The sequence below is a fragment of the Roseateles rivi genome (genome assembly GCF_043555845.1).
GTDB lineage: Bacteria > Pseudomonadota > Gammaproteobacteria > Burkholderiales > Burkholderiaceae_C > Roseateles > Roseateles rivi.
Genome location: NZ_JBIGHZ010000004.1, coordinates 355773 through 377714, shown reverse-complemented (window position 1 = coordinate 377714; position 21942 = coordinate 355773). Strand labels below are relative to the sequence as shown.

Here is a 21942-nt window from a genome sequence, read left to right as displayed (position 1 = left end):
TATTGGTCCGTTTCCAACATCATGACTTCCTCCCTGACGCCTTCGCGCGGCACGGCACTGGCCGCCCCTGCCCAAGCCACCGCCCTCACCGCCGCACTGCTGGCCCTGATCAGCGCAGCACCCGCCGCACTGGCCGCCCCGGCACCCAGCACCAAGCTCGACACCGTCCAGATCACCGCCACGCGCAGCGCGCTCAAGCTCGACCAAGTGCTGGCCGACGTGACCGTGCTGGAGCGTGCCGACATCGAACGCCTGGGCTTTGGCAGCCTGGCCGACTTGCTGCGCGGCCAAGCCTGCTTTGAATTTGCACGCAACGGCAACCCCGGCGCCACCACCTCCTTGTTCCTGCGCGGCGCCAACTCGCAGCACACGGCCTTGCTGATTGACGGCGTGCGCGTGGACACGCAATCGGGCTCGGGCGGTGCGAGCTGGCAAGCCATCCCGCTGGCGCAGATCGAGCGCGTTGAAATCGTGCGCGGCGCGGCCAGCGCCATCTACGGCTCCGACGCCGTGGCCGGTGTGGTGCAAGTCTTCACGCGCCAGGGCGATGAGCAGCGCCTCTCCTTCGGCGCCGCCCTGGGCAGCCTGGGCCGGGTCAAGGGCGATATGAGTGCCTCGGGCCGCCTGGGCGCACTGGACTACAGCCTGGGCCTGGCCACCGAAGTGGCCGAGGGCTTCAACACCCGCAAAGTGGCCGACCCCAACTACCAGGCCGACCTGGACGGCTGGCGCCAAAACAGCCTCAATGCGCGCCTGGGCTGGCAGCTCGACCGCCGCCACCGCGTGGAGCTGCTGAGCACTGCCAGCTTCAACAGCGCCGACTACGACGCCAGCGCCAAGCCCGCGCCGGGCGTGGACGACCGCAGCCTGCAACAGCTGCGCGCCAGCCGCCTGCTGTGGAGCGCGCAATGGCAAAACGGCTGGCAGACTGAGCTGAGCCTGGGCGAAGGCCGCGACCGCTACGAGACCCAAACCAACGCGCGGCGCACCTACCTGACCGAATCGCGCGTGCGCAACGCCGCGCTGCACGGCAGCCTGCGCCTGGGCCCGGGCCAACTCAATGTGCTGGCCGAACACCGCCAGGACGAGCTCATCAACAGCGGCCTGCTCCAGCGCGACGCCGCCCAGCGCAGCCAAAACGCCCTGGGCCTGGGCTATTTGCTGCAGCTCGGCGCGCTGGACGCCCAGGCCCATGTGCGCCAGGACCGCGACAGCGAGTTCGGCAATGTGCGCACCGGCACCCTGGCCGCGGGCTGGCGCTTGAGCCCGCAGTGGCGCGCCTGGGCCAGCGCGGGCACGGCGTTTCGCGCCCCCACGCCCTACCAGCTCTTCAGCGAATACGGTCCCAAGCCCGGTGCTCCAGCGCTGGATGCTGAACACGGCCGCAACCGCGAGCTGGGCCTGAACTGGAATGCCGCACAAGCCTCGCTCTCGCTGACCGTCTACCGCAACCATGTGCGCGACATGATCGTGTGGGACGGCAGCTTTGCCTCCAACTGCGTCTCCACCTGGGGCGGCTGCTACGGCAACCTCGCCGCCGTGCGCCTGCAGGGCGTGAGCCTCTCGGGCCAATGGCAGCTGGGCAGCGTCAAGCTCGAAGGCAGTGTGGACCGCCAGGACGCACGCGACACCAGCACCCAGCTCTGGCTGGGCCGCCGCGCCAAGCTGCATGGCGCCGTGCGCCTGAGCCAGCAGCTCGGCGCGCTGAGCTGGGGCGCACAGCTGCTGGCCTCGGACCGCCGCTTTGACCGCAACGACAACAAGACCCAGCTGGGCGGCTACGGCCTGCTCAACCTGGACTTGGGCTACCAGGTCAACCCGGCCCTGCGCCTGCAGGTCAACCTGGACAACGCGCTGAACAAGGTCTACGAGACCGCGGGGGGCTACGCCCAGGCGCCGCGCACGCTGCAGCTGGGTCTGCGCTACACACCGCGCTAAACCCCCACGAGGCCCCACCCCATGCGCGCGCACCACCTCATTGTTGGCGGCCAAAAAAGCGGCAAAACCCGCCATGCCGAAGGCCTGGCGCTGCGCTGGCAGCGCGGGGGCGGGCGCGTGCAGGTGCTGGCCACGGCCGAGGCCCACGACGAAGAAATGCGCGCGCGCATTGCCCACCACCAGGCCAGCCGCCCGGCGGGCTTTGGCACGGTGGAGGAGCCCCGCGCCCTGGCCGCAGCGCTGCGCGCCCATGCGCGCGCCGACACCCTGCTGCTGGTGGACTGCCTCACGCTGTGGCTCACCAACTGGCTCATGCCCTATGTGGCAGCGGGCGGAGAGCCCCCGAGCCAGGCGGCTTGGCTGCAGCAGCGCGCCGCGCTCTTGCAGGCGCTGGAGGAGATCGACAGCCCCATCGTGCTGGTGAGCAACGAGGTGGGCTGGGGCGTGTCGCCCCTGTCGCGCGAGGTGCGCGGCTTCATCGACCAGCTCGGTCTGCTCAACCAGGACGTGGCGCGCCGCTGCGGCCACCTCACGCTGATGGCCGCAGGCCAAGCATTCACCCAGGCCGTGACGCCCCAGGAGGACTTGCCATGAACCGTACCGCACGCTGGGCGACCGGGCTGCTGTTGGGCCTGACGGTGCTGGGGGTGGTGGGCCTGAGCCCCGCACAGGCCCAGCCCGTCAAGCTCAAAGACGACCGAGGCGCAGTCCTGCAACTGCCCGCACCGCCGCAGCGCATCGTCAGCCTGCTGCCCTCGTTGACCGAATCGGTGTGCGCGCTGGGCGAATGCGCGCGCCTGGTGGCCACAGACCGCTACTCCAACCACCCTGAGGCGGTGCAAAAGCTCCCCAAGCTCGGCGGGCTGGACGACACCTCAGTGGAAGCCGTGCTGGCGCTCAAGCCCGATGTGGTGCTGCTGGCGCTGTCCTCGCGGCTGACCGAGCGGCTCGAAGCCCTGGGCCTCAAGGTGGTGGCGCTGGAACCCAAATCCCATGCCGATGTGCGCCGCATCGTGGGTGTGCTGGGGCAGTTGCTGGCGCGCCCGCGCGAGGCCCAGCAGCTGTGGCAGCGCATCGACGCTGGCATTACTCAGGCCGCCGAGCAAGTGCCCGCCAGCATGCGCGGCACGCGCGTCTATTACGAGGTCGACGCCGCGCCCTATGCCGCCGGGCCGCAGTCCTTCATCGGCGAAACCCTGGCGCGCTTGGGGCTGAACAACATCGTGCCGCCCGAGCTCGGGCCCTTCCCCAAGCTCAACCCGGAATTCGTGGTGCGTGCCGACCCCGCCCTCATCATGGTGGGCCAGCGCAGCGCCACCGGCCTGCCGCAGCGCCCGGGCTGGAGCCGCATCAGCGCGGTGCAGCGCCAGCAGCTGTGTGTGTGGCGCGCGCATGAGTCCGACGTGCTGGTGCGCCCGGGCCCGCGCATGGACGAAGCCGCGCAGCTCATGCTGCGCTGCCTGCGCCAGGCCGCCGCCGGGCCCGTGCCCTTGCCGCCCTTGAACGGCGCCCTGCCCGCAGCCGGAGGCATGCGCTGATGCCCAACACGCGCGCACCCTGGCTGCTGGCGGCCTTGCTGCTGGTGGGGGCCTTGTTGCTGGGCCTGGGCCTGTCCACCGGGGCCACGGGCTTTGCGCCCTGGTTCAGCCAGGACGAAACCCTGCGCCAAATCCTCTGGGACATCCGCGCGCCGCGCACCCTGGGCGCGTGGCTGGCCGGGGCGCTGCTGGCGCTGTCGGGCGCCATTGCCCAAGGCCTGTTTCGCAACCCGCTGGCCGACCCCTATTTGCTGGGCGCCTCGGCCGGGGCCTCGCTGGGCGTGGCGGCCATGCTGTTTGGCCTGGGCCTCTCGCCCGCGGCCACGCAGCTGGCGCTGCGCCTGGGGCTGACCGGCGCGGCGGCCCTGGGCGCGCTGGGCGCGGTGGCCCTGACCCTGGTGCTGGCGCGCGGTGTGGAGCACACCTTGCGCCTGCTGCTGGCTGGGGTGATTGTGGGCGTGGTGCTCGGTGCCGCGGCCGCACTGCTGGGCATGCTCAACCCCGACATCCTGCGCGCCATGCAGGCCTTTTTGCTGGGCTCCACGGGCTATCTGGGCTGGTCGGCCGTGGGCATTTTGGCCAGCACCTTGCTGCTGGGCTGGGGTGTGGCGCTGGGCTGCGCGCGCATGCTCGACGCGCTGGCCCTGGGCGAGGCCACGGCGCAGTCGCTGGGCGTGCGGCTCATGCCGCTGCGCCTGCTGCTGGTGGCGGCCATGGCGCTGGCCACGGGCGCGGCGGTGGCGCATTGCGGGCTGATCGCCTTTGTGGGCCTGGTGGCCCCGCACCTGGTGCGCAGCTGGGGCTGCGCCACGCACGGCCAGTTGCTCACGCTCTCGGCCCTCACCGGCGGGGCGCTGCTGCTGGCCTCTGATGTGCTGGCGCGCAGCCTCATTGCCCCGCAGGAGCTGCCCGTGGGCGTGCTCACCGCCATTCTGGGCGGCAGCTATTTGCTGTGGCTGATGCACCGCCAGGGCGTGCTCGGAGGCTCGCGGTGAGCCTGCCTTTTCGCCCGCTTTCGCTGACGCTGCAGCAGCTGCAGCTCGACGGCCAACGCGTGCTGCACGACATCGCGCTGCACTTTGACACCCCCGGCTGGCTGGCCGTGGTGGGCCCCAATGGCGCGGGCAAATCCACGCTGCTGCGCGCCCTGGCTGGGCTGCTGCCCTTTGAGGGCCAGCGCCTGCTGGGCGGGCAGGACGCCCAGCAGCTGACCCCGAGTGAACACGCCCGCACCCTGGCCTGGCTGGGGCAGAGCGAATCCATCCGCACCGAAGGCCTGCGCGCGGCCGAGGTGGTGATGCTGGGCCGGCTGCCGCACCAGGCCTGGCTGGCACCACCCTCGACGCAAGACCACGCCGCCGTGGAGCAGGCCATGCGCCAGACGCAGTGCTGGGACTGGCGCGACCGCGCGCTGCACACGCTCTCGGGCGGCGAGCGCCAGCGCGTGCTGCTGGCGCGGGCGCTGGCCGTGCAGTCACCCCTGCTCTTGATGGACGAACCCCTGGCCCACCTGGACCCACCGCACCAAAGCGACTGGGTGGACATCGTGCGCGCCCGCGCCCAAACGGGCACGCTGGTGCTGTCGGTGCTGCACGAGCTGAACGTGGCTTTGCAAGCGCAGTCCATCATCGTCATGCAAGCCGGGCGCGTGGTGCACCACGGCGCCCCCGGCGACCCCGCCACCCATGCCGCACTGCAAGCCGTGTTTGAGCAGCGCCTGCTCATCGTGCGCGTGCACGAACGCTGGGTGGCTTTGAATGCCTGAATGAAGTACCGCCCATGAGCGCCACGCACTGCCCCGCCTTTCTCATCAGCGCCCCGGCTTCCGGTCAAGGCAAGACCAGCATCACTGCGGCCATCGCGCGCCAGGCGCGGCGCCAAGGCCAGCGCGTGCGCGTGTTCAAGACCGGGCCGGATTACCTCGACCCCATGGTGCTGGAGCGCGCCAGCGGCGCACCGGTCTACCAGCTGGACCTCTTCATGGGCGGGCTGGCGCATTGCCGCGCCCTGCTCTGTGCCGCCGCACGCGAGGCCGACCTCATCCTCGTCGAAGGCGTGATGGGCCTTTTTGATGGCCAACCTAGCAGTGCCGATTTGGCCGCGGCCTTTGGCCTGCCCGTGCTGGTGGTGCTGGACGCCTCGGGCATGGCCCAGACCTTTGCGGCCCTGGCCACAGGCCTGGCGCGCTACCGCAGCGACATCCAGGTGGCGGGCGTGATCGCCAACCGCGTGGGCAGCGAGGGCCATGCGCGCATGCTGGCCCAAGGCCTGCCGCCTGAGCTGCCCTTGCTGGCGGCCTTCACGCGCCACGAGGCCCTGGCCCTGCCCGAGCGCCACCTGGGCCTGGTGCAGGCGCTGGAATGCCCGCAGCTGGACGAGCAGCTCGACGCCTGGGCCGAGGCCTGGCTGGCCGCGCAGGCCCTGGGCCAAGGCTGGCCGCCGCAAGCCGCCGCACTGGCCCTGGCTGAAGCCGAGCCGCCCACACCGCCCCACCCCGAGCAGCCGCTGCGCGGCCTGCATCTGGCCATTGCGCGCGACGCCTGCTTCTCCTTCATCTACCCCGCCAATGTGGATGTGCTGCGCGAGATGGGCGCACAGCTGCACTTTTTCTCGCCCCTGGCGCATGAGCCGCTGCCCGCGTGCGACGCGCTGTGGCTGCCCGGCGGCTACCCCGAGCTGCATGCCGCCACGCTGCGCGCTCACCCCAGTTTTTTTGAGGCGCTGCACCAGCACCTGGCCGCGCACAAGCCCTTGCTGGCGGAGTGCGGCGGCATGCTGTGCTTGCTGCAGAGCCTGACCGACGGCGAGGGCCACAGCCACGCCATGGCCGGCCTGCTGCCGGGTCAGGCGCAGATGCAGCCGCGTCTGGCCGCGCTGGGCCTGCAGTCGGTGTGCTGGCCGCAGTCCGCGCAGCCGCTGCGCGGCCACACCTTTCACTACTCGCTCATGCAAAGCGGCCCCGCGCCGCACACACGGGCCGAGAACCCCAACGGCGGACGTGCGGCCGAGGCGCTCTATGTGCAGGGCTCGCTCTTGGCCAGCTACATCCACCACTACTTCCCCTCCAACCCCGAGGCCGTGGCGCGCTTTTTCGGCGCTGCCCTGCGCTGAGCATGAGCAGCAGCCCCTTCAGCAGCGCCGAGCGTGAGGCCCTCTGGGCCGTGATGGAGGCACGGCGCGACTGCCGCCACTTCCTGCCCAGCGCCCCGCTGCCCGACGCGCAGCTGCAGCGCCTTTTGCAGGCCGCGCACCTGGCGCCCTCGGTGGGTCTGATGCAGCCCTGGCGCTTCATGCGGCTGTCCACCCCGGCCTGGCGCGCGCGCCTGGCACCGCTGGTGCAGGCCGAACGTCAGGCCACGGCCGAGGCCCTGGGCTCGCGCGCTGACGAATTCCTGCGCCTCAAGGTCGAAGGCCTGGCCGATTGCGCCGAGCTGCTGGCCCTGGTGCTGGCCCCGGACGACGGCACCGTGTTTGGCCGCCGCACCCTGCCGCGCGAGATGGCGCTGTGCTCGGTGGGCGCGGCGGTGCAAAACCTCTGGCTGGCCGCGCGCGCTGAAAACCTGGGCCTGGGCTGGGTGTCGATGTTCGACCCCGAAGCCCTGGGCGCGGCGCTGCAACTGCCCCAGGGCGCCCTGGCCCTGGGCCTGCTGTGCCTGGGCCCCGTGCCGCATTTCTACGAACAACCCATGCTGTCGCAAGTGGGCTGGCGCCAAGGCCGCCCGCTGCAAGACATGCTTCTACCCGCCCCCGACGACCATGCAAATTGAAACCCCACCCCTGAACCACCAAAGGCTGGAGCAGCCCGCCGAGCGCCGTGGCCTGATCCTCGTGCACACCGGCGACGGCAAGGGCAAGAGCACCGCCGCCTTTGGCCTGGCGCTGCGCGCGCACGGCCGGGGCAAGCGCGTGCACATCTACCAGTTCATGAAAGTGCCCAGCGCCCGCTTCGGTGAACACCGCATGTTCGAACACTTGGGCGTGCCCATCGAAGGCCTGGGCGACGGCTTTTCCTGGAAGAGCAAAGACCTGGAGCACAGCGCCGAACTGGCGCGCCAGGGCTGGGCGCGCGCGGCCGCGCTGATCACCGCGGGCGAGCACTTTCTGGTGGTGCTGGACGAGATCATGTACCCCATCCGCTACGGCTGGCTGGGGCTGGACGCTGTGCTGGAGGTGCTGCGCCAGCGCCCCAGCCACGTTAACGTGGTGCTGACCGGGCGCGGCGCGCCCGAGGAGCTCATCGCCCTGGCCGACACCGTCACGGAGATGCGCCTCGTCAAGCACCACTACCAAGCCGGCGTGCCCGCACAGCGCGGGATTGAAGACTGAGGCCGAGGCTTGATCAGCGCCTGCGCCCTGCTCCTGGCCCTGTGGGTGGACCACCGCTGGGGCGAGCCGCCCGTGTGGGCCCACCCCGTGGTGGGCATGGGCCGCTACCTGGGCGCGCTGGGCCCGCACCTGTACGCCCTGCCTGCGGCAGCGGCGTTTGCACTCGGGGCACTGGCCTGGAGCTTGGGCGCAGCCCTGTGCGTGGCCCTGGCCTGGGCCTTGCAAGCTCTGACCCTGCAACTGCCCGCCGTGCTGGCGGTACTAGTGCTGGGCCTGCTGCTCAAGCCACTGCTGGCGCTGCGCCTGCTGTGCGAGGAAGTGACCGCCGTGGAAGCTGCGCTGCAGCGCAGCCTGCCCGAGGGCCGCGCGCAGCTCTCGCGCCTGGTCAGCCGCGACACCACGCAGCTCAGCGCCGACGAGGTGCGCGAGGCCGCGCTCGAAACCCTGTCTGAAAACCTCAGCGACTCCGTGCTGGCCCCGCTGCTGTACTTCGCCCTGGCGGGCCTGCCCGGTGCGGCGCTCTACCGTTTTGCCAACACGGCCGACGCCATGTGGGGCTACCGCGGGCGCTATGAATGGGCGGGCAAATGGGCGGCGCGCGCCGATGACTTGCTCAACCTGCTGCCCGCGCGCCTCACCGGCCTCATGCTGTGCGCGCCGCGCCACTGGCCACGGCTGCGCCACGAGGCCCGCGCCACGCCCAGCCCCAACGGCGGCTGGCCCATGGGCGCGCTGGCCCTGCAGCTGGGCCTGCGCCTGAGCAAGCCCGGCGTGTATGTTCTCAACGCCGCAGGCCGCGCGCCGTGCGGCGCCGACATCGCCGCTGCGGTGCAGCGCTGCCGCCGCGTGGCTTGGGGCGCCGCGCTGCTGATGGCCACGCTGTTGCCGCTGTGTTCGGCCCTGCTGCAAGGAGCCCTCGCATGACGCTGACCGAACACGGCGGCCCCGACGCGCTGGGCCGCGCACCGCATGATTTCTCGTCCAACGCCAGCTGCGTGCCCACGCCCGCGTGGCTGAGCACCGCGCTGGCCCAGGCCGACCGCCACCACTACCCCGACCCACACTACAGCGCGCTGTACCGCCAACTCAGCCACGAGCTGGGCGTGGCACCCGAGCGCCTGAGCCTGTGCGCGGGCGGCGCCGAGGGCATACGCCGCCTGAGCCTGCACGCGCTCTTGCGCGGTGTGCGCCGCGTGTGGGTGCCCACGCCGGGTTTTGCCGACTACGCCGCCGCGGCGCGTGCGCTGGGCTTGGCCGTCAGCCCCTACGCCTGCGTGGATGAGGTGGTGCAGGCCTGCGACCCCACCCACGAGCCCGCCCTGCTGTGGCTGTGCGAGCCCTGCAACCCCACGGGGCGCGGCTTGAGCCCTGAGGAGGCGCACGCCTTGACCGCGCTGCTGCGGCGCCACCCGCGCCTGCAACTGTGCGTGGATCTGGCCTATGCCGAGCTGCGCCTGCACGGCTCGAGCCACCTTCCCGAAGCGCTGCTGCAAGCCGCCTGGGTGCTGCGCTGCCCCAACAAAGCGCTGGCCACCACCGGCGTGCGCGCCGCCGTGTTGCAAGCCCCGCAGGGGCAGGAGGCCGACGCGGCCCAACTTCGCGCCCTGGCCGCCAGCTGGGTGCTGGGCGCGGAGGGCGTGGTGCTGCTGCATCACGCCTTTGGCGAGGCCGCGCAGGCGCATTACCGCGCCCAACGCCACACACTGCGCCTGTGGCAGCAAGCCCAACACACCGCACTGGTCCAGCGCGGTTGGGTGCTGCAACCCAGCCACAGCAATTTCACCCTCGGGCGCGCCGCGCACGATCTGACCCCACGCCGCACGACACTGCGCGAGCACGGCGTGAAGCTGCGCTGCGCCGCCAGCCTGGGCGCGCCGGGTTGGTGGCGGCTCAGCGTGCAGCCGCCCGCCAGCCAGGCCGCGCTGTGGCGCGCGCTGGATGCCCTCGAACCCCTCTTGGCCCCACAGCCCATCCTCACCCCATGAGCCCCACCTCCAAACCCCGCGCACGCGCTGTCATGGTGCTGGGCACCACCAGCAATGCCGGCAAGAGCTTTCTGAGCACGGCGCTGTGCCGCTTCTACGCCAACCAAGGGCTCAAAGTCGCGCCCTTCAAAGCGCAGAACATGAGCAACAACGCCCGCGTCGTGCCCACGCTGGACGGGCGCATGGGCGAGATCGGCTCGGCCCAGTACTTCCAGGCCCTGGCCGCACGCTGCGCGCCGGATGTGCGCATGAACCCCGTGCTGCTCAAGCCCGAGGCCGACACGCGCGCGCAGTGCATCGTCTGGGGCGAGGTGGACAGCGCCCTCACCGCCATGCCCTGGCGCGAACGCTCAGAGCGCCTTTGGCCCCACGCCCAGGCCGCGCTGCATGCGCTCATGAGCGAGAACGATGTCGTGGTGATCGAAGGCGCGGGCTCGCCCGCCGAGATCAATCTGCACGCCAACGACTACGTGAACATGCGCACCGCGCTTGAAGCCCAGGCGCAATGCCTGCTGGTGAGCGACATCGACCGCGGCGGTGCCTTCGCCCACCTCTACGGCACGCACCAGCTGCTGCCTGCGGCCGAGCGCGCGCTGATCCGCGGCTTTGTGCTGAATCGCTTTCGTGGCGACGCTGCGCTGCTGGCCCCCGGGCCGCAGCAACTGCAGGCCCTCACCGGCGTGCCCACGCTGGGCGTGCTGCCGCTGTGGCGCGGCCACGGCCTGCCGGAAGAAGACGGCGTGTTTGACGACACCCCCAGCGGCGGGGGCCCCGCCCCGGCGCAGCGGCGCATTGCCATCGTGGCCTACCCACGCCTCTCTAACCTCGACGAGTTCCAGCCCCTGCGGGCTTTGAGCGGCGTGCGCCTGGTGTGGGCACGCAGCGCCGCCGCGCTGCAGGGCGCAGACCTCATCATCCTGCCCGGCTCCAAAGCCGTGGCGGCGGACCTGGCCTGGCTGCGCGCGCAGGGGCTGGACGCCGCCATCAACGCCCACGCCGCGGCGGGCAAGCCCGTGCTGGGCATTTGCGGCGGCCTGCAAATGCTGGGCGAAGCGCTGGTAGACCCCCACGGCCTGGACGGCAACGCCCCGGGCCTGGGCCTGCTGCCCCTGGTCACCCAGTACGAAAACGACAAGCTGCTGCGCCCCGCCGCGCTGCAGTTCAGCCCCACGCTGCAAGGCCCCTGGGCCGCGCTGCAAGGCCTGCAAGTGCAGGGCTACGAAATCCACCACGGCCGCACCGCGCCCCACCCCAGCCTGGCCGCACCTGAAGTCGTGCTGCGCGACGCCCACGGCCAGCCCAATGGCTGGCAGTGCGGCCCGGTGCTGGGCCTCTACGCCCACGGCCTGTTTGAACAAGCCTCGCTGCTGCAAGCCCTGCTGGACAGCTGGGGGCTGCCCGAGCCCGCCCAGCTTGGGCTCGAGCCCGTGTTCCAAGGCCTGGCCGACTTTGTGCAAACCCATCTGGGCCACGCCACGCTCATGCAACTGCTAGACGCGCACTGACCAGTTCAAAAAGCCCCAACAGCCATGACCTCAAGCAGCACCCTCATCCCCACCATCGACAGCCTGGAGCAGCCCGAGCTGCACGCCGCGCTGCGCCAATGCATTGACCAAAAAACCAAACCCCTGGGGGCTTTGGGCCAGCTCGAAGCGCTGATGCTGCAACTCGGCCTGGTGCTGGGCAGCACCGCGCCTGAGCTGCAGGCCCCGCAGCTGCTGGTGTTTGCCGCCGACCACGGCCTCACCGCGCAAGGCGTCTCGGCCTACCCCTCGGACGTGACCTGGCAGATGGTCGAAAACTTCCTGGCCGGAGGTGCGGCCGTCAGCGTGCTGGCGCGCCAACACGGCCTGGCCTTGCAGGTGGTGGACGCCGGCGTGGCCCACGACTTCACGCCCCGTGCCGGGCTGGTCAACGCCAAGATCGCCCACGGCACGGCCGACGCCAGCCAAGGTCCGGCCATGAGCGAAGCACAGTGCGGGCAAGCCCTGCAGCGCGGGCGCGAACTGCTGGCCGGCCTGCCCGGCAACGTGCTGCTGCTGGGCGAAATGGGCATAGGCAACACATCCGCCGCCGCACTGCTGCTGGCGCGCCTGGCACGCTTGCCCATTGAAATCTGCACCGGGCGCGGCACCGGCGTGGACGACACCCAACTCACCCACAAAACCGAAGTGCTGGCACGCACCCTGCGCCGCCACCCCGACGCCCAAACCCCGCTGGCCGCCCTCGCCGCCCTGGGTGGTTTTGAAATCGCCATGATGGTGGGCGCCGTGCTCGAAGCCGCGCTGCAGCGCCGCGTCATCGTCGTGGACGGTTTCATCACCGGTGCGGCCGTGCTGGTGGCCGCCCGACTGCAACCCGCCGTGCTGCAACGCTGCGTGTTCTCCCACCAATCGGCCGAAGCGGGCCACGCCCTCATGCTGCGCGAGCTCCAAGCCACGCCCCTGCTGCACCTGGGCCTGCGCCTGGGCGAAGGCTCCGGCGCCGCCCTCGCCTGGCCCCTGCTGCAAAGCGCCGCCACCCTGCTGCGCGACATGGCCAGCTTTGCCAGCGCGGGGGTAAGTGAGGCGGCGCAATAGGCACGCAACCCCGAGAGATCATGGTTGAAAACGCCCTGGGCCATTGAGGTCGCCCCAGCAAACCAAAAGAGGTCACATGCCAAGCATTCTTAGCCACATTGCCGTACCGATCGCGGGCAAACTTGCCTTGGGGTCGAAAGCGATCGCTCCGAGTTTGTTGATACTGGGGCTGGTGGTTTCGATCTTGCCGGATGCCGATGTGGCACTGCATCGGTTTGGCATTCCCTACGCCAGTGAATTCGGCCATCGTGGCGCCAGCCATTCGCTAGCCTTTGCACTCATGGTGGCCGCCATCTTTTCGGTGGTGTGGTCGCGAATCTATTCGCAATCGGCTGTGCGCCCCTTTATCTACCTGCTGGTGTGTGCAGCCTCGCACCCCTTGCTCGACACATGCACCAATGCGGGCCATGGCGCTGCCCTATTTTGGCCGCTGAGCACAGAGCGCTATTTCTCTTGGTTTCGGCCTATCGAGGCCTCACCCTTGAGCTTGAAGCGCTTCTTCGGCGAAGCAGGTCTGCGGGTTTTGTATTCCGAGCTGATTTGGGTCTGGCTGCCCTGCCTGCTGGCGGCGGTGCTGATGCGGGTCTCAGCCCTGACGCGTTCTCGGTGGTCGAATTGATGAGTCGATTTTTGAAACTCACACCGCTGCTTTGGACCTTTGCCGCCTTCTTCACCTAGGCCCAAGACAGTTGCGGCGACGTGAGGTTGCGCTGGGCCCCACGGTGCATCAGCTCACGACTTGGCTTCGTCACACACCGCCAGCTTTCGGGCCTCTGGGCTGACCCAGCCCGAAAAGGCCATCCGGCGCTCGATTTGAGCGGACAACAGCAGCAGCATCCTCATATCCACCGAATACTCGGCCTGGACGGGTAGCCACCCCTGCGGCGTGTCGGACCAGTCAATTTGGTAGTCCAGCTTGCGCGTCATGGGTATGCCTTTGAAGCGGTAGCGCACCGTCAGCAATTCCTGCCGCTGCCTGTCCACCTTGATCAGCGCGTCGAACTGGACCACCTTCTTCTTGCCCAGGCTGCCGGTGCCCTCGTACTCCAGCGGCTTGGCCGGATCGCTCCCACCCTCGCGCAGCTTGACGGTCTCCAGCTCCAACAGCAGGCGGTGCGGTGCATCCGCGGGGTTCAAGGGCAGCGGCGGTGCCAGGTCCAGTGCCCCCTCAACCTCTTCGCTGACGGGCTGCGCTGCCTCGCGGCGCGCACGCGACTTCTTGGCCTCCCAGCAGCTCAGCGTTTGCCGCGCTTCCCCTCGGCCGCTACGGCCTACCATTTGGTAGCCGACCTGGTTGTCTACCTGCGCCGCCAGCATGGCGCCCCGCGCCAAAGCCTTGTCTCGCGCCGCCAGCAAGGGCTCAGGCAGCTCGACCGCCACCGCGGACATTGAACCGAAGGTGGCGCCAACGATGGCGGCCCGGGGCAACGAGGACATCAAGACGCTGACCAAACCGCTCACATTCATGACAACTCTCCGGGTCGACCCACTTCTCAGGCGGTGAGTCTCTGGGTGATGTTATCGGTATTGCTCCACGCTCGTCGCACAGTGGCAGGGGACAGGCGCTCCTTGTAGAACTGGCGCCGGACCTCGATCGGCACCCTGGCCTCGGCCTGTGTGCGGAAGCACTCCAAACCCCAAGCACAGCCCCCTACTCGGGCATGGGTGGTCAGGCCTGGGGGCTGCGCCCATAATCGCGGCCACTTGCGCCTTGTATAGGCGTGTTGTTGAGGCGCTTATGTCCGACTTGCTGTTTGCCGACGAGTTGCCCGAGCCCGAGCCCACCTCCACACGCCCGCCTTGGACGGTGCTGATCGTGGATGACGACCCCACGGTGCATCAGGTCACGGAGCTGGCGCTGGTGGGGTTTGAGTTCGCGGGGCGGGGCCTGAACTTTGTGAATGCCTACGGCGGCGCCGAGGCGCGCACGCTGCTGGCGCAGCGCGATGACATTGCCCTGGTGCTGCTGGACGTGGTGATGGAGACCGAGCACGCGGGGCTGGACTTGGCGCGCTACATCCGCGAGGAGTTGCGCAACCAGCGCATGCGCATCGTGCTGCGCACGGGCCAGCCGGGTCAGGCGCCTGAAGAGCAGGTGATCAAGAACTACGACATCAACGACTACAAAGAAAAGACCGAGCTCACCAAGCGCAAGCTGACCACGGTGTTTTATGCGGCGCTGCGGGCGTATCGGGATTTGATGATCATCGAGCAGTCACGCCAGGCGCTGCGCCGCTCGATTGACGCGATCACGCGCGTCTACGACTCGCACAATCTGCGCCAGTTCGCCTCCTCGGTGCTGGAGCAGGTGGCGCACCTCTTGGGCTACGAAGCCCATGGCCTGTGCGCCAGCCGCGTGAGTGCATATGCGGCCTCGCACGCACAGGGGCGGCTCAAGGTGCTGGCAGCCACCACGCAGTACCAGGGCTTGCTGGACGACTCCGAGGTGCAGGAGCTGCCGCCCAAAGTGCACGCCGCTTTGCAGCGTGCGCTGGACCAGTGCACGGGGTTTTTCGAGGACTTGCGCTATGTGGGCTACTACCGCACCAGTGCGGGCAACGAGAGCCTGCTCTATATGGAATTCACCGACCTCATCGACGCCGAGGTGCGTGAGCTGCTGGAGATCTTCTGCGCCAATGTGGCCATCACTTACGAGAGCCTGCTGATGCGCGAGGAAATCGAGGAAACCCAGCGCTCCACGGTTTACATCGTGGGCGAGGCCGTGCAGCACCGCGCCAAGGAAAGCGGCTTTCACGTGCAGCGTGTGAGCGAGATTGCCGCGCTGCTGGGCCAGGCCCTGGGCCTGCCCGATGCCGAGGTGGAGCAGCTGCGCCAGGCCGCACCGCTGCACGATGTGGGCAAGGTGGGCGTGTCCGACAGCATTCTGGACAAGCCCGCCGTGCTGGACGCGCAAGAGCGCCAGCACATGCAGCTGCACGCGCAAATTGGCTACGAGCTGCTGCGCCACTCAGGCCGCTCGCTGCTGCAACTGGCCGCCACCATTGCGCACGAGCACCACGAGCGCTGGGACGGCCAGGGCTACCCGCGCGGCCTGGCGGGCGAGCAAATCCATGTGGCCGGGCGCATCGTGGCGCTGGCCGATGCCTTTGACGCCCTCATGGGCCACCGCCCCTGGCGCAGTGCCTGGGCGCTGCCGCAGGTGCTGGAGCATGTGCGCACCCAAGCCGGCCAGCAGTTCGACCCCCAGCTCTGCGAGCTGCTGCTGCAATCCCAACCCCAGCTCGAAGCGCTGTACCAACGCTGGCCCGACCCCCAACCCCGTCTGCACTGAGCGCACACCCCTTAGCGCCGCAGCCCCTTTGCCCATGCACCAACTCCGCCTGTTCTTCATTGCTCTGCAGTTCTTCACGCGCCTGCCCATTCCCGGCTGGGTAGGCTTCAAACCCGAATGGCTGCAAGGCTGTGCAGGCTACTTCCCGCTGGTGGGCGCGCTGCTGGGCCTGATCAGCGGCGCGCTGCTGCTGGGTGCGCTGCAGCTCTTTCCGCCCAGCGTGGCCGTGGGCCTGGCCATGGTGCTGGGGCTGTGGCTCACCGGCGGCTTTCATGAAGACGGGCTGGCCGACAGCTTTGACGGCCTGGGCGGCGGCCACACGCGCGAGCGCGTGCTGGCCATCATGAAGGACTCGCGCATTGGCAGCTACGGCGCGCTGGCCCTCATCATGGTGCTGGGCCTCAAAGCCGCCTGCCTGGTGGCACTGGCCGAGATCGACCCCGTGCTGGCCGCCGCCGCGCTGGCCTGGGGGCAATGCGCCTCGCGCGCCGCGCCGGTGTGGCTCATGCACACCCTGCCCTATGCGGGCGATGCCGAGCACGCCAAGGCCAAGCCCCTGGCCACGCAAATCAGCCCCCCGGGCTTGGCCCTGGCACTGGGCTGGGTGTTGCTGGCCTCGCTGGGCTGGGCGCTGGCCATGCCGGACGATGTGCCGCTCATCACGGGCGCGCTGCTGGCCCTCGCGGCCATGACGCTGTACTTGCAAAGCAAGCTGGAGCGGCGCCTGGGCGGCTACACCGGCGACACCCTGGGCGCCAGCCAGCAACTGGGCGAGCTGGCCGCGCTGCTGGCCCTGCTGGCACTCACCCGCTGGTTCTAGCCCCCATGCCCCAGCTCTACGCCTGGCGCCACCCGCGCCCCGAAGGCATCCAAGGCCTGGTGGTGGGCGGGCGCTTCGACCCCCCCGTGCACTGGCGCCGCGCCAAGCGCCTGGCCCGCCGCATCCAGGCCCTGGCCCGACGCCAGCGCCTGCCCCACACCATCCACACCTCGCCGCTGCAGCGCTGCGCCAGCGTGGGCCGCTGGCTGCACCGCTGGGGCTGGCGCCATGTGCGGCTGGAGTCACTGCGCGAGGCCGACTTCGGCCACTGGGAGGGCCGCGCCTGGGCCGACATCCCCCGCGCCGACATCGACGCCTGGGTGGCCGACTTTGCCCACCACCGCCCCGGCGGCGGCGAGTCGGTGGCCGACATGCTGGCGCGCGTGCACCAGGCCCGCAGCACACTCCCCGCTCAGGCCCTGCTCGTCACCCACGGCGGCTGGATCAGCGCCGCGCAATGGCTGGCCGCGCACGGCAGCGCACTGCCCAGCGCCGCGCTATGGCCCAGCGGGGTCCCCTACGCCAGCCGCGCTCCACTCCGCTGACACCCCCTTTAGAGGGCATTCGGCGTGGCCTTAGCGCACACGCGAGATCGTGGTTTTCCCTGTATCGATCCCCCCACGCTGAAAGCGACCAAGGGCAGCCATGCCGGATGAACCCCACCAGGCGGCGCATGAGCTGCGGCATGGGCCGATGGCGCCTTCCGGACAGTCCGCCCACGGATCGGGGAGGTGTCGATGGCGCGAGGAGGGCGCCGCCCATAATCGCCGCCCATCACGCCTGTTGCGGAGACTTGCCCCTTGAACGCCGAACGCCCTGACACCGCCCCTGCCCCCCAATCCCTCAAACGGCGCTGGCGCCAGCGCCTGCGCGCCTGGCGCGGGCGGCTCATCGTGCTGGCCCTGTTGGCCGCTGGTGTGGTGGGCTGGCGGCTGATGAACCCACCGCCCAAGCCGCCCGAACCCGCCACCGGCGAGGTCCAGCGCGCCGACATCACCCAGCGCGTGCTGGCCGCCGGTGTGTTGCAGCCCAAGCTGCGGGTGGACGTGGGCGCGCAGGTCAGCGGGCAGATTCAAACCCTGCACGTGCAACTGGGCCAGCGTGTGAAAAAGGGCGAGCTGCTGGTGACCATCAACCCCGATCTGGCACGCAACGACGTGGCCCAGGCCGAGGCCGCGCTGACCCAGCAAGACGCCGCCTTGCAAGGGCGCCGCCTGGACCTGCAGCTGCTGCAACGCGAGGTGCAGCGCCTGCGCAGCCTGGCGCTGGCCGAAGCCGTGGCGCGCCAAGAGCTGGAACGCCAAGAGACCGAACTGGCCAAGGCCGAGCAAGACATCAAAGGCCAGGAAGCGCAGCGCCGCCGCCTGCAGGCCGACCTGGACAAAAAGCGCCTGAACCTAAGCTACACCCAGATCACCGCACCCATCGATGGCGTGGTGGTGAGCCTGCCCGTGCAAGAGGGCCAGACGGTGATCTCCATTCAGGTGCCGCCGGTGATGATGACGCTGGCCAACCTCGACACCATGCGGGTGCGCACTCGTGTGCCCGAGGCCGACGTGCACCTGGTGAAGGTGGGCCAGAAGGTGCAGTTCACCACCCTGGCCACGGAGGGCACGCCCTTCCTCGGCAAGGTCGAGGTGGTGCAGCCCATTCCCGAACGCGCGGGCAACGCCAGCTTCTACGGCGTGCTGTTTGACGTGGACAACCGCGACGGCAAGCTCTTTGCTGACATGACCGTGCAGGTCGACATCGAAACCGCGCAGGCCAAACAAGTGCTGACCCTGCCCGTGGTGGCCCTGGGCGAGCGCCAGAGCGATGGGCGCTACGAAGTGCTGCTGAGCGACACCAGCGCCAAAGACAAGGCGGGGGCAGCCTCACCCGGCAGTGCGGCCAGCGCGCCCGCTGCCAACAAGCGCCTGGTGCGCGTGGGGCTGCAAGACGGCATCAACGCCGAAGTGCTCGACGGCCTGAAGCAGGGCGACAAGGTGCTGCTCGCCCCAGGTGCCGACAAGGCCGAACAGCTGGGCAAAGACTGAGATGGCGCTGATTGAACTGCGCGGTGTCTCGCGCCATTACGAGCTGGGCGGCAGCACGGTGCGCGCGCTGGATGCCGTCGACCTGGACATCGAAGCCGGCGACTACGTGGCCATCATGGGCGCCTCGGGCTCAGGCAAGAGCACCATGATGAACCTGCTGGGCTGCCTGGATGTGCCCAGCAGCGGCCGCTTCACGCTGGACGGCGTGGATGTGGGCGAGATGGGGCCCGACGAGCTGGCGCGGCTGCGGCGCGAGCACTTCGGCTTTGTGTTCCAGCGCTACCACCTGCTGCCCTACCTGGACGCGGTGGACAACGTGGCCCTGCCCGCGGTCTACGCTGGCACATTGGGCGAGCAACGTCGCGCCCGCGCGCAGCAACTGCTGCAGCGCCTGGGCCTGGGCGAGCGCGGCGGGCACCGGCCCAATGAACTCTCCGGCGGGCAGCAGCAGCGCGTGTCCATCGCTCGCGCGCTGATGAACGGCGGGCGCATCATCCTGGCCGACGAGCCCACCGGCGCCCTGGACACCGCCAGCGGCGAGGCCTTGCTCCAGTTGCTGGCCCAACTGCACCAGGACGGCCACACCATCATCCTCGTCACCCACGACCCCAAGGTGGCCGAGCACGCCCAGCGCGTGGTGCGATTGCAAGACGGTCGCATTTTGAGTGACCAGCGCCGCACGCCCTTCGCCCCCGCGGCCCGCGCGCAGCTGCCCGCGGCCGCCCCGCTGCGCCGTGGCTTGCAGGCCCTGGGCCGCTGGGCTCTGCAAGCCCGCGAGAGCCTGCGCAGCGCCGTGGACGCACTCAACGGCAACCGCCTGCGCACGCTCCTGAGCACGCTGGGCATCAGCATCGGCATCGCCGCCGTGGTCAGCATCGTGGCCATCTCCAGCGCGGCGCGCGATCACATCGAGAAAAACCTGCAGGGCCTGTTCTCCGGCAAGCTCATGGTGTTTTCGGACGATGCCAAGCTGCCCCCCGGTGCCAAAACGCGCAAATTCACGCCGCAAGATTTGCACGCCCTGGGCGGTTTGCCGGGTGTGCGCCGCATTGAGGTTGAACGCAGCTCGCAGGGCAGCGCCCGCGTGGCCCGTAAAGACGCCACGGTCTCTATTCAAGGCAACAGCGAACGACTCAGCGACAAGGGCCTCTACGAGATCGTAGAGGGGCGCGTCTTCACCCCGACCGACCAAACGGGCGGCGCTCAAACGGTGGTGATTGATGACACGCTGCGCCAAAAGCTGTTCCCCAACGTGGCCCAGGTCGTGGGGCGCACCCTGCTGCTGGAGACCACGCAGCTGCCGAATCCGCGAACCGGGCAAGTCAGCGCCATCGGCCTGCCGGTCACCGTGATTGGCGTGGTCAAGTCCATCTCCGACAGCAGCATCAGCTTTGGAGGCGACTCACCGGTCTATGTGCCGATGAGCACCTATCTGCGCAAATTCAATGCAGACCTTGACGCGTACTTCTTCACCGTGATCCTCGACAACAAGCAGTCGCCCCAGGCCATGGAGCAGCAGGTGCGCTACCGCCTGCGCGCGCTGCACGGGCAGGAAGATTTCCGCATCTGGAACGCCCAAAAAGAGTTCGAAAAAATCCAAAGCGTCACCGGCGCGCTGGCGGCCATGTTGGCTGGCGTGGCCGCCATTGCCCTGCTGGTGGGCGGCGTGGGGGTGATGAACATCATGCTGGTCTCGGTGTCGGAGCGCACGCGCGAAATCGGTATTCGCATGGCCATTGGCGCGCGGCAAAGCGATGTGCGCCTGCAGTTCCTCATCGAAGCCGTGCTGCTGTGCCTGCTGGGGGGGCTGCTGGGGCTGGGCCTGAGCTGGCTCATCGTGCTGGGCATTGGCGCGGCGCAAGAGCAGCTCAAGCCCACGCTGTCGCTGCAAGCGGTGCTGGTGGCCAGCGCCGTGGCCTGCGCCATCGGTTTGCTCTTTGGCACCTTGCCGGCGCGCCGCGCCGCCCGTTTGTCTCCTGTTGATGCCCTGGCCCGAGAATGATGCAACGCCCCTCCCTCCCCCTGCGCCACGGCGCCCGTCTGTGCCCCTTGGCCCTGGCCTGTGCGCTGCTCTTGGGCTGCAGCAGCGTGCCCAAGGCACCGCCCGCGCCACCCTCACCGCCCGCCCACTGGCTGCACGGCAGCCCGGAGGCCCCGCGCGCCACGCCCGTCGTCGACGCGCAATTGGCCCAGTTGCAGCAACGCGCGCTGCTCGCCAACCTGGACCTGGCCCGCGCCGCGCTGCGCCTGCAGGCGGCGCGCTCGCGCCAGCTCGATGGCGACCGCCGCTGGCTGCAGGAGGCCAGCCTGAATGCCCAAGACACGCGGCAACGGCCGGGGGCAAACACCCAAACCTTCAGCGCGCAAGCCAGCCTCAGCTACGAGCTGGATCTGTTTGGCCGCCTGGCCGCCGGGGCCCGTCAGCGCAGCCTGGATGTGAGCTCGCAGGAACGCGATGCCCAAGCCCTGCGCACCCAGTTGCTGGCCGACGTGGCTCAGGCCTACTGGCAATGGCAAGGCCTGCAGGCCCAGGCCCCGCTGCAAGCCGAGCGCCTGGAAGACCTGCAAGCCGTGCTGGCCATGACCCGCATCAGCGTGGCTGCTGGCCGCCTGGCGCCGGTGGAAGTGGACAAAGTGGCCACGCAGATTCAAGAACAGCAGCTGCAACTTCAGCAGCGCCAGCGCGAACAGCAGCAGCTGCAACTGCGCCTGGGTGTGCTGCTGGGCGAAGGCGGCGCGGGCCCACAGCTGCAGCCCGTGCCGCTGCCCGACGTGGCCCTGGCCGGCCTGCCGCTGGCCGAACCCGCGCGCGTGCTGGAGCTGCGCGCCGACGTGGCCCAGGCCCGCATCCAGGTGGACCAAGCCCTGGCCGGCTGGGCCGAAGCGCGGGGCCAGCGCTACCCGCGCCTGACCTTCAGCGCCGCCTACGGCACCCAAGGCACCCGGCCGGGCGACTGGCTCGACAACCCCCTGCGCAGCCTGGTGAGCAAGCTCACCGTGCCGCTGGTGCAATGGCAGCATCTGGCCGCGCAGGAAGACCAGGCGCAGCTCAAGCTGCAAGAACAAGCCCTGGCCCTGCGCGACACATTGAACAAGGCCGTGCTCGACGTGGAAGGTGCGCTGCTGGACTACCGAGGCCTGCGCGAAGAACTGGCGGTGCAGCAGCAACGCGTCCAGGAGGTGCTGCGCACCGAGCGCGACGCCCAACGCCGCCGCGAACTGGGCATGGTCTCTGGCCTGGATTGGCGCCAAGTCCGCGCCGCACGCCTGCAAGCCGAACTGGCCACGCTGCAACTGCAGCAGCGCATCTGGGTGCAACAAACCACCCTGCACCGCGCTCTGGGTCTGCCGCTGCAAGCGGGCAATTGAGCGACCTGCAATGGCCGCAGGCCGTGGGCGATGGGCGCGGGGTGGGGCTGGCGTAACCG

At 69.6% G+C, this 21942-nt stretch carries 20 protein-coding genes; 19 read left to right on the top strand and 1 reads right to left on the bottom strand.

What is annotated here, in order from left to right:
• The first annotated feature begins 21 nt into the window (after positions 1 to 21).
• From ACG0Z6_RS11900 to ACG0Z6_RS11840, 13 genes are all read left to right on the top strand, one after another.
• The gene (locus ACG0Z6_RS11900; RefSeq protein WP_394461650.1) at positions 22 to 1938 is read left to right on the top strand and encodes a TonB-dependent receptor plug domain-containing protein; all 1917 of its coding nucleotides are present in this window, start codon (positions 22 to 24) and stop codon (positions 1936 to 1938) included.
• Between the two features lie 21 nt (positions 1939 to 1959).
• Positions 1960 to 2532: a bifunctional adenosylcobinamide kinase/adenosylcobinamide-phosphate guanylyltransferase gene (cobU, locus tag ACG0Z6_RS11895; RefSeq protein WP_394461648.1), complete on the top strand. Its 573-nt coding sequence runs from the start codon at positions 1960 to 1962 to the stop codon at positions 2530 to 2532.
• Complete coding sequence (locus tag ACG0Z6_RS11890; RefSeq protein ID WP_394461645.1) at positions 2529 to 3476, top strand: ABC transporter substrate-binding protein; 948 nt, start codon at positions 2529 to 2531, stop codon at positions 3474 to 3476. Before cobU ends, ACG0Z6_RS11890 begins: the two co-directional genes overlap by 4 nt.
• The gene (locus ACG0Z6_RS11885) at positions 3476 to 4471 is read left to right on the top strand and encodes a FecCD family ABC transporter permease (protein ID WP_394461643.1); all 996 of its coding nucleotides are present in this window, start codon (positions 3476 to 3478) and stop codon (positions 4469 to 4471) included. Before ACG0Z6_RS11890 ends, ACG0Z6_RS11885 begins: the two co-directional genes overlap by 1 nt.
• On the top strand, positions 4468 to 5241 hold the full coding sequence (locus ACG0Z6_RS11880; RefSeq protein WP_394461641.1) for an ABC transporter ATP-binding protein: 774 nt from the start codon (positions 4468 to 4470) through the stop codon (positions 5239 to 5241). Before ACG0Z6_RS11885 ends, ACG0Z6_RS11880 begins: the two co-directional genes overlap by 4 nt.
• A 14-nt stretch (positions 5242 to 5255) precedes the next feature.
• The gene (locus ACG0Z6_RS11875; RefSeq protein ID WP_394461639.1) at positions 5256 to 6587 is read left to right on the top strand and encodes a cobyrinic acid a,c-diamide synthase CobB; all 1332 of its coding nucleotides are present in this window, start codon (positions 5256 to 5258) and stop codon (positions 6585 to 6587) included.
• 2 nt (positions 6588 to 6589) lie between these two features.
• Entirely contained in the window at positions 6590 to 7243 is a 654-nt protein-coding gene (bluB, locus tag ACG0Z6_RS11870; RefSeq protein WP_394461637.1) for a 5,6-dimethylbenzimidazole synthase, read from the top strand.
• Positions 7233 to 7802: a cob(I)yrinic acid a,c-diamide adenosyltransferase gene (gene cobO / locus ACG0Z6_RS11865; protein ID WP_394461635.1), complete on the top strand. Its 570-nt coding sequence runs from the start codon at positions 7233 to 7235 to the stop codon at positions 7800 to 7802. The genes bluB and cobO overlap by 11 nt, the downstream gene beginning before the upstream one ends.
• Positions 7803 to 7811: 9 nt before the next feature.
• Positions 7812 to 8726: an adenosylcobinamide-phosphate synthase CbiB gene (gene cbiB, locus ACG0Z6_RS11860; RefSeq protein WP_394461633.1), complete on the top strand. Its 915-nt coding sequence runs from the start codon at positions 7812 to 7814 to the stop codon at positions 8724 to 8726.
• Positions 8723 to 9787 carry an aminotransferase class I/II-fold pyridoxal phosphate-dependent enzyme gene (locus ACG0Z6_RS11855; protein ID WP_394461631.1) on the top strand — a complete coding sequence of 355 codons (1065 nt, stop codon included), beginning with the start codon at positions 8723 to 8725 and terminating at the stop codon, positions 9785 to 9787. Before cbiB ends, ACG0Z6_RS11855 begins: the two co-directional genes overlap by 4 nt.
• The gene (locus ACG0Z6_RS11850; RefSeq protein WP_394461629.1) at positions 9784 to 11292 is read left to right on the top strand and encodes a cobyric acid synthase; all 1509 of its coding nucleotides are present in this window, start codon (positions 9784 to 9786) and stop codon (positions 11290 to 11292) included. Before ACG0Z6_RS11855 ends, ACG0Z6_RS11850 begins: the two co-directional genes overlap by 4 nt.
• Positions 11293 to 11316: 24 nt before the next feature.
• Entirely contained in the window at positions 11317 to 12366 is a 1050-nt protein-coding gene (cobT, locus tag ACG0Z6_RS11845; RefSeq protein WP_394461627.1) for a nicotinate-nucleotide--dimethylbenzimidazole phosphoribosyltransferase, read from the top strand.
• A gap of 76 nt (positions 12367 to 12442) precedes the next feature.
• Positions 12443 to 12985: a metal-dependent hydrolase gene (locus ACG0Z6_RS11840; RefSeq protein WP_394461625.1), complete on the top strand. Its 543-nt coding sequence runs from the start codon at positions 12443 to 12445 to the stop codon at positions 12983 to 12985.
• Positions 12986 to 13098: 113 nt separating this feature from the next.
• Here ACG0Z6_RS11840 and ACG0Z6_RS11835 read toward each other — a convergent pair whose 3' ends face one another.
• Positions 13099 to 13833 carry a hypothetical protein gene (locus ACG0Z6_RS11835; protein ID WP_394461623.1) on the bottom strand — a complete coding sequence of 245 codons (735 nt, stop codon included), beginning with the start codon at positions 13831 to 13833 and terminating at the stop codon, positions 13099 to 13101.
• Between the two features lie 271 nt (positions 13834 to 14104).
• Here ACG0Z6_RS11835 and ACG0Z6_RS11830 point away from each other — a divergent pair, with 271 nt between their 5' ends.
• The 6 genes from ACG0Z6_RS11830 (at position 14105) to ACG0Z6_RS11805 (ending at position 21883) form a co-directional block, all read left to right on the top strand.
• Entirely contained in the window at positions 14105 to 15658 is a 1554-nt protein-coding gene (locus tag ACG0Z6_RS11830) for a DUF3369 domain-containing protein (RefSeq protein ID WP_394461621.1), read from the top strand.
• 34 nt (positions 15659 to 15692) lie between these two features.
• Positions 15693 to 16478, top strand: coding sequence for an adenosylcobinamide-GDP ribazoletransferase (locus ACG0Z6_RS11825; protein ID WP_394461619.1), 786 nt, complete (start codon positions 15693 to 15695; stop codon positions 16476 to 16478).
• A 5-nt stretch (positions 16479 to 16483) separates the two neighbouring features.
• The gene (locus ACG0Z6_RS11820; protein WP_394461617.1) at positions 16484 to 17023 is read left to right on the top strand and encodes a histidine phosphatase family protein; all 540 of its coding nucleotides are present in this window, start codon (positions 16484 to 16486) and stop codon (positions 17021 to 17023) included.
• Between the two features lie 255 nt (positions 17024 to 17278).
• Positions 17279 to 18514, top strand: a complete 1236-nt coding sequence (locus tag ACG0Z6_RS11815) for an efflux RND transporter periplasmic adaptor subunit (RefSeq protein WP_394461615.1) — start codon at positions 17279 to 17281, stop codon at positions 18512 to 18514.
• 1 nt (position 18515) lies between these two features.
• Complete coding sequence (locus tag ACG0Z6_RS11810; protein ID WP_394461613.1) at positions 18516 to 20516, top strand: ABC transporter permease; 2001 nt, start codon at positions 18516 to 18518, stop codon at positions 20514 to 20516.
• Positions 20516 to 21883 carry a TolC family protein gene (locus tag ACG0Z6_RS11805; protein ID WP_394461611.1) on the top strand — a complete coding sequence of 456 codons (1368 nt, stop codon included), beginning with the start codon at positions 20516 to 20518 and terminating at the stop codon, positions 21881 to 21883. The genes ACG0Z6_RS11810 and ACG0Z6_RS11805 overlap by 1 nt, the downstream gene beginning before the upstream one ends.
• Positions 21884 to 21942: the final 59 nt, after the last annotated feature.